This window comes from Salmonella sp. SAL00653 (assembly GCF_046552515.1).
Lineage (GTDB): Bacteria > Pseudomonadota > Gammaproteobacteria > Enterobacterales > Enterobacteriaceae > Salmonella > Salmonella enterica.
This window is the reverse complement of record NZ_JBGDTY010000015.1, coordinates 86,706-98,835: the sequence shown is the minus strand read 5'-3', so window position 1 is coordinate 98,835 and position 12,130 is coordinate 86,706. Positions and strand designations below refer to the sequence as shown.

The window sequence follows — 12,130 nt, the reverse complement described above, 5'->3', positions numbered from 1 at the left end:
ATTGTTGATTTTATGTTAAGCCGCGGAGCGGTAGTGTGATTTTTTCCAGGGGTGGGAATAGGGGATATTCAGGAGAAAATGTGCCACATATCCGTCAGTTATGTTGGGTTAGCTTACTGTGCCTGAGCAGTTCTGCGGTAGCCGCAAATGTTCGTCTGAAAGTCGAAGGGCTATCCGGAGAGCTGGAAAAAAACGTTCGCGCACAGCTCTCTACGATTCAGAGCGATGAGGTGACGCCGGATCGGCGCTTTCGCGCCCGAGTTGATGATGCGATTCGCGAAGGGCTTAAAGCGTTAGGCTATTACGAACCCACTATCAAATTCGACTTGCTTCCACCGCCTGCGAAAGGACGGCAGGTATTAATCGCCAGGGTTACGCCCGGCCAGCCGGTGTTGATTGGCTGTACAGAAGTCATTTTACGCGGCGGCGCGCGTACGGACAAAGATTATCTGGCCTTACTGAAAACGCGTCCGGCAATCGGCACGGTGCTGAACCAGGGAGACTATGACAATTTTAAAAAGTCGTTAACCAGCGTGTCGCTACGTAAAGGCTATTTCGACAGCGAATTCGTTAAAAGTCAGTTGGGAATTGCTCTGGGCCGCCATCAGGCGTTTTGGGATATTGATTATGATAGCGGTGAGCGCTATCGCTTCGGACCTGTCACCTTCGAAGGTTCGCAGATTCGTGATGAATATTTACAAAATCTGTTGCCGTTTAAAGAGGGTGATGAGTACGAATCGAAAGATTTGGCGGAACTAAACCGCCGACTTTCCGCTACCGGATGGTTTAATTCTGTCGTGGTGGCGCCGGAATTTGAGAAATCGCGTAAAACAAAAATTCTGCCGTTAAAAGGCGTGGTATCGCCGCGAACCGAAAATACGATTGAAACCGGGGGGGGGTACTCCACCGACGTCGGGCCGCGCGTGAAAGCGTCGTGGAAAAAACCGTGGATGAACTCTTACGGTCATAGTCTTACCACCAGCACCAGTATTTCTGCGCCGGAACAGGTGCTGGATTTTAGTTATAAAATGCCGCTGCTGAAAAAACCGCTGGAGCAATACTATCTGGTACAGGGCGGTTTTAAACGTACCGATTTGAATGATACGGAGCAGGACTCGACCACGCTTGCCGTGTCGCGTTACTGGGACCTTTCCAGTGGTTGGCAGCGGGCGATTAACCTGCGCTGGAGTTTCGACCACTTTACCCAGGGGAACGTCACCAATACCACCATGCTGTTCTACCCGGGCGTGATGATCAGCCGAACCCGCTCGCGAGGGGGACTGATGCCAACCTGGGGCGATTCGCAGCGCTATTCAGTAGACTATTCGAATACGGCCTGGGGCTCCGACGTGGATTTCTCCGTGCTGCAGGCGCAAAACGTCTGGATTCGGACTTTGTACGATCGCCACCGTTTTGTGATGCGCGCCAATTTGGGCTGGATAGAAACCGGTGATTTCGACAAAGTTCCGCCGGATTTACGTTTCTTCGCCGGGGGCGACCGCAGTATTCGCGGCTATAAATACAAATCTATTTCGCCTAAAGATAGCGACGGCAATCTTAAAGGCGCCTCAAAACTGGCAACCGGATCGCTGGAGTACCAGTATAACGTCACCGGTAAATGGTGGGGGGCAGTGTTTGTCGATAGCGGCGAGGCGGTGAGTGATATTCGCCGTAGCGATTTCAAAACCGGGACCGGGGGCGGCGTGCTCTGGGCGTCGCCGGTTGGGCCTATCAAACTCGATTTTGCCGTACCGGTCGGCGACAAAGACGAACACGGTTTACAGTTTTATATCGGTCTGGGGCCTGAATTATGAGTTTATGGAAGAAAATAAGCCTCGGCGTGTTGATTTTCATTGTGGTGTTACTGGCGAGCGTTGCGTTTCTGGTCGGGACGACGACGGGGCTGCATCTGGTATTCAGTGCGGCGAACCGCTGGGTGCCGGGGCTGGAGATTGGGCAGGTCACCGGCGGCTGGCGGGACTTATCGTTAAAAAATATCCGCTATGAGCAGCCGGGCGTTGCGGTAAATGCGGGCGAAATTCATCTGGCCGTCGGGCTTGATTACCTGTGGCGCAGTAGCCTGTGCGTCAATGATCTGGCGCTAAAAGACATTTATGTCGCTATCGACAGCAAAAAAATGCCGCCTTCCGAACCGGCGCAAGAAGAGGAAGAAAGCGGACCGCTGAACCTCTCCACGCACTGGCCCATCACGCTGTCGCGCGTGGCGTTGAATAACATCAATATCAAGATTGATGACACTACCGTTTCGGTGCTGGATTTTACCTCCGGGCTGGCATGGCAGGAGAAAAACCTGACCCTGAAACCGACGCGGCTTCAGGGATTGCTGATCGCGCTGCCGAAGGTCGCTGACGTGGCGCAGGAAGAGGTGGTTGAACCCAAAATCGAGAAACCTCAACCGGATGAAAAGCCGCTTGGCGAAACGCTAAAAGATCTGTTTGCAAAACCAGTAATGCCGGAGATGACCGATGTTCACCTGCCGCTCAATCTGAATATCGAGTCGTTTCGCGGCGAGCAGCTACGCATCACCGGCGATACCGATCTGACGGTGCGCACGATGCTGCTTAAAGTCAGCAGTATCGACGGTAATATGAAGCTGGATACGCTGGATATCGACGCCAACCAGGGCACGGTGAAAGCCTCCGGTACGGCGCAGCTCGCCAATAACTGGCCGGTTGATATTACGCTCAACAGTACGCTAAATATCGATCCGCTAAAGGGTGAAAAGATAAAACTCAAGGTCGGCGGCGCGTTACGCGAACAACTGGAGGTCGGGGTGAACCTTTCCGGGCCGATGGATGTCGCGCTTCGCGCCCAGACGCGGCTGGCGGAGGCCGGTTTACCGCTCAATCTTGAAGTCGTCAGCCAACGCATTGCCTGGCCATTGACGGGTGATACCCAGTTTCAGGCTGACGATCTGAAGCTCAAACTGAGCGGTAAGATGACCGACTATACGTTGTCGATGCGAACCGCCGTGAAAGGACAAGATATTCCGCCGGCGACCATCACGCTGGATGCCAAAGGGAATGAGCGGCAGATTAATCTCGATAAACTTACCATCGCCGCTCTGGAGGGAAAAACCGAACTGAAAGCGCTGGTGGACTGGCAGCAGGCGATTAGCTGGCGTGGCGAACTGACGCTGAATGGCATCAATACCGCTAAAGAGATCCCGGACTGGCCCGCGAAGCTTAACGGCGTCATGAAAACCAAAGGCAGCCTCTACGGCGGCACCTGGCAGATGGATGTCCCGGAGCTCAAGCTGACCGGCAATGTGAAGCAGAACAGCGTTAACGTCAACGGGACGCTAAAGGGCAACAGCTACATGCAGTGGACGATCCCGGGGCTGCACCTTGCGCTGGGCCCAAACAGCGCCGATATAAAAGGCGAGCTTGGCGTTAAGGAGCTGAATCTTGACGCCGCCATCGATGCGCCAGGGCTGGATAATGCGCTGCCAGGACTGGGTGGCATGGCAAAAGGAATCGTTAAAGTCCGCGGTACGGTAGAAGCGCCGCAGCTGTTGGCGGATATCACCGCCCGCGGTCTGCGCTGGCAGGAGCTGTCTGTCGCCCAGGCGCGCATTGAGGGCGATATTAAATCCACCGATCAGATAGCGGGCCATCTCAACGTTCGCGTAGAGCGGATTTCGCAGCCCGACGTTAACATCAATCTGGTGACGCTTGACGCCAAAGGCAGCGAGAAGCAGCATCAGCTACAGCTCCGTGTTCAGGGAGAACCGGTATCCGGTCAACTCTCCCTGACAGGCAGTTTTGATCGCGAGGCGGCGCGCTGGAAAGGGACGTTAAGCGACACCCGTTTCCAGACGCCAGTGGGGCCATGGTCGTTGACCCGCGCGATTGCGCTGGACTACCGTAATAAAGAACAGAAAATCAGTATCGGGCCACATTGTTGGCTGAACCCGAACGCCGAGCTGTGCATCCCGCAAACCATTGATGCGGGCGCCGCAGGACGGGCGGTGGTCAATCTCAACCGCTTTGATCTGGCGATGCTGAAGCCATTTATGCCTGATACCACTCAGGCCAGCGGGATCTTTAGCGGGAAAGCGGACGTGTCGTGGGACACCACCCAGGAGGGATTGCCGCAGGGGAAGGTCACGCTTTCCGGTCGTAATGTGAAGGTCACGCAGACCGTCAATGACGCGCCGTTACCGGTCGCGTTTGAGACGCTGAACCTCAGCGCCGATCTGCACAATAATCGCGCCGAGTTGGGATGGCTGATTCGCCTGACGAACAATGGTCAATTCGATGGCCAGGTGCAGGTAACCGATCCTCAGGGGCGGCGCAATCTCGGCGGTAACGTCAACATGCGCAATCTCAATCTGGCGATGGTCAACCCTGTCTTTTCGCGCGGCGAAAAAGCGGCGGGAATGTTAAACGCCAGGCTACGTCTGGGCGGCGATGTGCAAAGCCCGCAGTTGTTTGGTCAGTTGCAGCTTAGCGCGCTGGATATTGACGGTAATTTTATGCCGTTTGAGATGCAGCCGAGCCAGCTCACCATGAACTTTAGCGGGACGCGTTCGACACTCGCCGGTATCGTGCGAACACAACAAGGGCAAATTAACCTGAACGGTAACGCCGACTGGAGTCAGATTGACAACTGGCGCGCGCGGGTGACGGCGAAAGGCAGCCGGGTGCGGATTACCGTTCCGCCGATGGTGCGCCTGGATGTCTCGCCGGATGTGGTCTTTGACGCGACGCCTTCGCTGTTCACGTTGGATGGGCGTGTGGACGTTCCGTGGGCACGAATTGTGGTGCACGACCTGCCGGAGAGCGCGGTCGGCGTCTCCAGCGATGTGGTTATGCTCAACAATGACTTGCAACCAGAAACGCCGCAGACAGCGTCTATTCCCATCAACAGTAATCTGACGGTCCACGTCGGCAACAACGTGCGCATCGACGCCTTCGGGCTTAAAGCGCGTTTGACCGGCGTTTTGAAAGTCGCGCAGGATAAGCAGGGGCTGGGGCTGAATGGTCAAATCAATATTCCTGACGGCCGATTCCGCGCCTACGGCCAGGACCTGCTTGTCCGTAAAGGCGAGCTGCTGTTCTCCGGCCCGCCGGATCAGCCGCTGCTCAATATCGAAGCGATCCGTAACCCTGACGCCACCGAAGACGATGTCATTGCGGGCGTGCGCGTCACAGGCACTGCTGATGAACCCAAAGCGGAAATCTTCTCCGATCCGGCGATGCCGCAGGCTGAAGCGCTTTCTTATCTGCTGCGTGGGCAGGGGTTGGACAGCAATCAGAGTGATAGCGCAGCAATAACTTCCATGCTTATTGGCCTGGGGGTTGCGCAAAGTGGTCAGGTTGTGGGTAAAATCGGAGAGACATTCGGTGTAAGTAATCTGGCGCTGGACACGCAAGGGGTGGGCGATTCGTCCCAGGTTGTGGTCAGCGGCTATGTACTGCCGGGTCTACAGGTGAAGTATGGTGTAGGGATATTTGACTCTCTGGCGACGCTCACGTTACGTTATCGCCTGATGCCTAAGCTATATCTGGAAGCAGTGTCTGGCGTAGATCAGGCACTTGATTTGCTCTATCAGTTTGAGTTTTAGCAATGCGAATATTTGTCTATGGCAGTTTACGACAGAAACAAGGCAACAGTCACTGGATGACCAATGCCCAATTGCTTGGCGATTACCGTATCGATAACTACCAGTTGTATAGTCTGGGCCACTATCCAGGCGCAGTTCCGGGAAACGGAGCGGTATACGGTGAAGTTTATCGAATTGATAACGCCACGCTGGCCGAACTTGATGCTTTGCGCACCAGGGGCGGTGAATACGCACGCCAGTTAATCCAGACGCCTTACGGCAGCGCATGGATGTATGTATATCAACGTCCTGTTGATGGGTTAACTCTGATTGAAAGCGGTGACTGGTTAGACAGAAACCAGCCCTGAACTGAACACGCCACCCTCGGGTGGCGTTGTTTTTTACATTCTGGCTGATGGCGCTAGCGCCGGGCATGGTGAGCTCTTATTCTGCCGTAGATCAATAATGACGCGCCGCCCAGGATAACAATGCATCCGAGAACCATAAATCCCTGCATGTAGCTGCCGGTTGTCCGGTAAAAATAGCCGACCATAAGGCCTGCCAACGTACCGCCGCCGCCGGCGCCGATGCCATTAATAATACCGGAGGCTGGGCCAATCGCATGGGGTTTAACGTTCGACTGGATAATCGACCAGATATTGGGGGTAAAGCTGGCGGCATAATAACCCATCGCCAGGGTAATGAGCGTGATTTTAAAGCCCGGCGCATCGACAAATGGCAGGAGAAATAACATCACACCGGGGATTAGTAGGCCCAGTGAAGCAATAAGTACACGTTTTTGTGTCTTATCACTGATCCATGAGATAGGGATTGCCAGTATAACCGCAGTCAGATAAGGCAGAGAACTGACCAATGCTTTACTGAATCCGGTATAGCCGAGAGAATTGACAACCATGGGTATCCATAACGTAATTCCCCAGAACAACATCCCTTGAGTGATGTAGGTAAAAATAAGAAGTAGGAAGGGGGTTCCGCCCAGCGATTCCAGGGTAAGTTTAGTTTTCTCTGTTGGCGCCGGCGCACGATAATAAGGCGCTTCTTCCTGTTTTTTCAGCATTGTTATATAAAGTGGAACCACAACAACAATGCCGATCACACCAGTGATAATAAAAACATTTCGCCAACCGAAGGCAGCATCCAGCGGGGACAAAATCATAAATCCCAGGCCTAATGCTAGGAACTGTCCATAATACTGGATAATGCTGTTCGCCTGCGTCCGTTCTTTGTCTGAAAACCAGTCGCTGGCGAAGCGGGACTGCTGCGGCCAATAAATGCCTTCGGTAATACCAAGCACCAGCCGACAAATCAAAATAACGTATACTGATGAGGTAAATCCGACAAAAACGGTCGCAATCGACCAGATTAGCACCATCAGAATGACTATTTTTTTCGGATCGTATCGCTGGGTAAATACGCCGCCAAAAATATTTGAAAAGGCATAGCCAATAAGAAATATGGTTAATACAATGCTGGCCGTTGCGCCATCAATATTCAGGTCGTGTGTAATCGTAGGTAACGTAACGGAAAGATTAGAACGGTCAAGATAAGCAACAAAAAGGCCGAACATTAATGTCGCGCCGATCCGTAGCCATTTTTGCATTGAGGTCATTTTTCAACTCCGTTTGGCCGCGCGCCAAAATCAATTTGACGAAATAATATCTCACCGGATTTTATGGTCATTTGTGGTACCAGCACATGCGTCCCCGTGAGCGTTTCACCATGAATATCGGCAAATTCAACATGCCTGTTTTTTAATTTAAAGATGGCGATATCGGCAAATGCCCCGGGGCCAGCGTACCAATTTCTGCTGCCATGCCCAATAAAACTGCTGGGGTATGGGTACAGGCGTTAATGACATCGGTAAGCGCGACGCCGAGTGCTAAATATTTCGATAAAATCCATGGTAAGGCGTAAACAGGCCAGGCGAGTTTAGTGATGGTTGAGAGAACGCTACTGATGATATCCGGAAGAAAGCCATTGGCGATGGCCCGGCGTGCCGTGTTCATTGAAAAATGGCTGCGACCATTGGCGGCATCAAATATAACGCCTCTTTCCCTTGCCTGATGGACTTCGGCTAAGACAGCGCCTTCATCAGTAAGAATGGTGCTACCTTTGCCGTGAAACGCATGAGCGATAATATCGCCGCGGCGTAGCAAGGAGACAAGTTCTTTCATGGGAATGACGGGATGAGTCGAGTGTATTGCCACGGGGCACTTTAAATCGTTGGCAATACGAAGGGATTCAGTCAGCGGTTTTAAGCCATATTCAGCAATGTCCTCAGTCTGAACCTTGAGTTTTAATCCCTGAAGAACGTTGCGATACTGACGAAACAGCGCGTGGATCTTATTTTCATCAATATTGTCAGGATCATAATTTTCTTGTGACCAGGTTTGGCCCGGCGGCGACACGGTCAGAAACGCTTTGATTCGAACTTTGCTGGCGCAAATCACCGTTCGGTAGAAGGCATCAAAGTTTGCCGTACCGGCAGAACCTGCATCCACGACGGTGGTGACGCCATTCGGCGGCATGTACATATCAGGCCTGACGCCGCCTTCCGTCGCGTCATAAAAAACATGCGCGTGATAATCGATAAGACCGGGAGTGACGATCATGCCGTCGGCATGGATAATCCGGGTCTCCGAAGTTACAGGATATTTATCGGCATCAACGATAATATCGTTAATGATGCGTAAATTGTTAATCTCATTAATATTACGAGCGGGATCGATGATATGTCCACCGGTAATTAATATATCATTTTTCATCATAATCTCTTAAAATAGTAAATAATTATGGCAACCCTTAAAAATATATTAAAAAGTGTGTTTTGAGCGGATATTATGTTGGATTAAAAATACGGTTATTGGTAGGGAGAGCTTAGGATACCTTATTAAAAAGGTAATCGGGCCTATGCACTAAATAAGAATTTGGCGCTTGCTAATATTTAGGGCGTAAGTCCAGAGGAGTCTGCGGGCATTCACAAAACAATTATTATCTTAAGCTTTTTAGAGAAAATGTGAGCGTATTCAACCCTTTTTAATAAAAAATAAGGTAAAGTCTTATTCATTCCGTGAATGTTAAACTAATAATGATAAAAATTGTGTTCTATTCATTAGCCAATAAAAAGGCCCTCATTACTATGAGAGCCTTTATCTTGACGCTTATGTAAAAGCGAACTTATTTCTTCGCTGCGCGCTCGAAGGAGGCAACGATTTCCGCTTTAGCCGCTTCGGCGTTGTCCCAACCGTCAACTTTCACCCATTTGCCTTTTTCGAGATCTTTATAATGCTCGAAGAAATGAGTGATCTGCGCTTTCAGCAGTTCCGGCAGATCGTTCACATCTTTAATGTGATCGTACTCTTTGCTCAGTTTGGTGTGCGGTACGGCAACCAGTTTCGCATCTTCACCGGATTCGTCGGTCATTTTCAGTACGCCAACCGGACGGCAACGGATGACGGCGCCTGGCTGCAGCGGGTACGGCGTCGGGACCAGAACGTCTACCGGGTCGCCGTCCAGAGACAGGGTATGGTTGATGTAACCGTAGTTGCACGGATAGAACATCGCGGTGGACATGAAGCGGTCAACGAACAGCGCGCCGCTCTCTTTGTCAACTTCGTATTTGATCGGATCTGCGTTAGCCGGGATCTCGATAACGACGTAGATATCTTCCGGCAGTTCTTTACCCGCCGGGACGTTGAGTAAGCTCATGTCTGTTTCCTTTGAATTTATGACAAACAAGTGGCGAGTATTATAGCCAACTCACGCCGAAAGTCTTCGCTTGTTTTCGTTTCCGCCTCATCTGGCGCGTCGTTGCGGAGCATGAACGCCAAAGGTTAAGAACCGGAAAAATCACGTGTCTGATAAGGCAACGCCGCCATTGGACATGTTATTGCCCAATGGCGGCTTCATGCGTTATTCCGCATGGTGGTAAAGATTACGCGTCCGGGTATTCGCGGATAAAGCGTTCCACATCGTCAACCATATGGCGGTTGCCGACGAAGAACGAGCGGCGCTGGTGCAGGCTTTCCGGAATGATATCCAGAATACGTTCTTTACCATCGCTTGCTTTGCCGCCGGCCTGTTCCGCGAGAAACGCCATCGGGTTGCACTCATACAGCAGACGCAGTTTTCCCTGCGGATGGCTGGCGGTGCTGGGGTAGAGATAGATGCCGCCTTTCAGCAGGTTGCGGTGGAAATCGGCCACCAGAGAGCCAATGTAACGTGAGGTATAAGGGCGACTTGTTGAACTATCCTCTTCCTGGCAGAATTTGATGTACTTCTTCACGCCATTCGGGAACTTAATGTAGTTGCCTTCGTTAATGGAGTATGTTTTACCCTTTTCCGGGAAACGCATACGTTCCTGGCACAGACAGAACACGCCCAACGACGGATCGTAGGTGAAAGCGTGTACGCCGCAGCCGGTGGTGTAAACCAGCATGGTGGACGAGCCATACACGACATATCCCGCAGCGACCTGTTTGTTGCCGGGTTGCAGGAAATCTTCTTCGGTGACCGGCGTGCCGACAGGCGTCACGCGGCGATAAATCGAGAAAATCGTACCGACAGAGACGTTAACGTCGATGTTAGAAGAGCCATCCAGAGGGTCCATCAGCACCACATATTTCGCGTGTTCGCAGCCTTCAAAGACGACAATTTCGTCCTCTTCTTCCGATGCGATGCCCGCTACAATATCGCGCGCTTTTAGTGCAGCTTTCAGTTTCTCGTTCGCGAACAGATCGAGTTTCTGCTGAACCTCGCCCTGTACGTTCTCAGCACCGCTGGCACCCAGGATATCGACCAGACCGGCCTTGTTGATATCGCGGTGGATGATCTTGGCGCCCAATTTTATTGCCGACAGCAAAGCAGTGAGCTCACCGGTAGCCTGAGAGAACTCGTGCTGCTTTTCGACAATAAATTCACCTAACGTTTTCATAACACTTTCCCTGCAATTGATTGGAGTAAAGCGACCGTAACAATCTTAACAAACATTTCAGATGATGCGCTCAGGTGAATCGCGCCAGCAAAGTACAGATTTACCTGAAATGCGTTTCTCACTTGCCAGACATGTGCGTAAAATGGCTCGCAGATAAAAAAAGGATAGTGACGTATGCGCATTCATATTTTGGGAATTTGTGGCACTTTCATGGGGGGGCTGGCGATGCTGGCTCGCTCGCTTGGTCATGAAGTAACGGGTTCGGACGCCAATGTGTATCCGCCGATGAGTACCTTACTTGAGAAGCAAGGCATTGATCTGATCCAGGGTTATGACGCCAGCCAGCTCGATCCGCAGCCGGATCTGGTGATTATCGGCAATGCGATGACGCGCGGGAATCCGTGCGTGGAAGCGGTGCTGGAAAAAAACATTCCCTTTATGTCTGGTCCACAGTGGCTGCATGACTTTGTGTTGCGCGATCGCTGGGTACTGGCGGTCGCCGGTACCCACGGCAAAACCACGACCGCAGGCATGGCGACCTGGATACTGGAAGCGTGCGGGTACAAACCGGGCTTCGTGATTGGCGGCGTACCGGGCAACTTTGAGGTTTCCGCGCGCCTGGGCGAGAGCCCGTTCTTTGTTATCGAAGCGGATGAGTACGACTGCGCGTTCTTTGATAAACGTTCTAAATTTGTGCATTACTGCCCGCGGACGCTGATCCTCAACAACCTTGAGTTTGATCATGCCGACATCTTCGACGATCTGAAAGCGATCCAGAAGCAGTTCCACCATCTGGTGCGCATCGTGCCGGGGCAGGGGCGCATCATCTGGCCGGAAAACGACATCAACCTGAAACAGACCATGGCGCTGGGCTGCTGGAGCGAGCAGGAGCTGGTGGGCGAGCAGGGACACTGGCAGGCGAAGAAGCTGACTACGGATGCTTCCGAGTGGGAAGTGTGGCTGGACGGCGAAAAAGTCGGCGATGTGAAATGGGGCCTGGTCGGCGAACATAACATGCACAACGGGCTGATGGCGATTGCCGCCGCGCGCCACGTGGGCGTCGCGCCCGCAGAAGCGGCCAGCGCGCTGGGGTCATTTATTAACGCCCGCCGCCGTCTGGAGCTACGCGGCGAAGCGAACGGCGTGACGGTGTATGACGATTTTGCTCACCACCCGACGGCAATTCTGGCCACGCTGGCGGCGTTGCGCGGTAAAGTGGGCGGCACCGCGCGCATTATCGCAGTGCTGGAGCCGCGTTCTAACACGATGAAGATGGGGTTATGCAAGGATGACCTGGCGCCGTCGTTAGGGCGTGCGGATGAAGTGTTCCTGCTGCAGCCGCCGCATATTCCGTGGCAAGTGGCGGAAGTCGCTGAAGCCTGCGTACAGCCTGCTCACTGGAGTGGCGATGTCGATACGCTGGCGGAAATGGTGGTGAAAACCGCACAGCCTGGCGATCACATCCTGGTGATGAGCAACGGCGGTTTCGGCGGCATCCATCAGAAATTGCTGGATGGGCTGGCGAAAAAAGCACTGGTTGTGGAGTAAAAAATGCCCGGTGGTGCTGCGCTTACCGGGCCTACAATACGTACATTCCTGTAGGCCGG

7 protein-coding genes and 1 pseudogene are annotated in these 12,130 nt (G+C 52.6%); 4 read left to right on the top strand and 4 right to left on the bottom strand.

What is annotated here, in order from left to right:
• The first annotated feature begins 80 nt into the window (after window positions 1–80).
• Genes tamA through ACLJRU_RS17230 form a run of 3 tightly spaced genes read left to right on the top strand, consistent with a single transcriptional unit; the run spans window position 81 to window position 5,937 of the window.
• Window positions 81–1,814: an autotransporter assembly complex protein TamA gene (tamA, locus tag ACLJRU_RS17240; RefSeq protein ID WP_038394076.1), complete on the top strand. Its 1,734-nt coding sequence runs from the start codon at window positions 81–83 to the stop codon at window positions 1,812–1,814.
• Complete coding sequence (tamB, locus tag ACLJRU_RS17235) at window positions 1,811–5,590, top strand: autotransporter assembly complex protein TamB (protein ID WP_001541392.1); 3,780 nt, start codon at window positions 1,811–1,813, stop codon at window positions 5,588–5,590. Before tamA ends, tamB begins: the two co-directional genes overlap by 4 nt.
• Window positions 5,591–5,592: 2 nt before the next feature.
• Window positions 5,593–5,937, top strand: a complete 345-nt coding sequence (locus tag ACLJRU_RS17230) for a gamma-glutamylcyclotransferase (RefSeq protein ID WP_001219167.1) — start codon at window positions 5,593–5,595, stop codon at window positions 5,935–5,937.
• A 53-nt stretch (window positions 5,938–5,990) separates the two neighbouring features.
• Here the strand turns inward: ACLJRU_RS17230 and ACLJRU_RS17225 are convergent, their stop codons facing one another.
• The 4 genes and pseudogenes from ACLJRU_RS17225 to fbp form a co-directional block, all read right to left on the bottom strand.
• A complete protein-coding gene (locus tag ACLJRU_RS17225) occupies window positions 5,991–7,199 on the bottom strand; it encodes an MFS transporter (RefSeq protein ID WP_000203131.1) in 1,209 nt (402 codons plus the stop codon).
• Window positions 7,196–8,358 (bottom strand): annotated as a pseudogene (locus ACLJRU_RS17220) (metallo-dependent hydrolase). Before ACLJRU_RS17220 ends, ACLJRU_RS17225 begins: the two are co-directional and overlap by 4 nt.
• A 409-nt stretch (window positions 8,359–8,767) precedes the next feature.
• Window positions 8,768–9,298 carry an inorganic diphosphatase gene (gene ppa / locus ACLJRU_RS17215; protein WP_000055079.1) on the bottom strand — a complete coding sequence of 177 codons (531 nt, stop codon included), beginning with the start codon at window positions 9,296–9,298 and terminating at the stop codon, window positions 8,768–8,770.
• A gap of 226 nt (window positions 9,299–9,524) precedes the next feature.
• On the bottom strand, window positions 9,525–10,523 hold the full coding sequence (gene fbp / locus ACLJRU_RS17210) for a class 1 fructose-bisphosphatase (RefSeq protein WP_000853764.1): 999 nt from the start codon (window positions 10,521–10,523) through the stop codon (window positions 9,525–9,527).
• A 174-nt stretch (window positions 10,524–10,697) separates the two neighbouring features.
• Between fbp and mpl the strand changes: the two genes are divergently transcribed.
• Window positions 10,698–12,071 carry a UDP-N-acetylmuramate:L-alanyl-gamma-D-glutamyl-meso-diaminopimelate ligase gene (mpl, locus tag ACLJRU_RS17205; protein WP_001219832.1) on the top strand — a complete coding sequence of 458 codons (1,374 nt, stop codon included), beginning with the start codon at window positions 10,698–10,700 and terminating at the stop codon, window positions 12,069–12,071.
• Window positions 12,072–12,130 lie beyond the last annotated feature (59 nt).

Coding starts and splice junctions, on each gene's coding strand:
- tamB (WP_001541392.1), top strand. CDS start 1,811: ATGAGTTTATGGAAGAAAATAAGCCTCGGCGTGTTGATTTTCATTGTG.
- ACLJRU_RS17230 (WP_001219167.1), top strand. CDS start 5,593: ATGCGAATATTTGTCTATGGCAGTTTACGACAGAAACAAGGCAACAGT.
- ACLJRU_RS17225 (WP_000203131.1), bottom strand. CDS start 7,199: ATGACCTCAATGCAAAAATGGCTACGGATCGGCGCGACATTAATGTTC.
- ppa (WP_000055079.1), bottom strand. CDS start 9,298: ATGAGCTTACTCAACGTCCCGGCGGGTAAAGAACTGCCGGAAGATATC.
- fbp (WP_000853764.1), bottom strand. CDS start 10,523: ATGAAAACGTTAGGTGAATTTATTGTCGAAAAGCAGCACGAGTTCTCT.
- mpl (WP_001219832.1), top strand. CDS start 10,698: ATGCGCATTCATATTTTGGGAATTTGTGGCACTTTCATGGGGGGGCTG.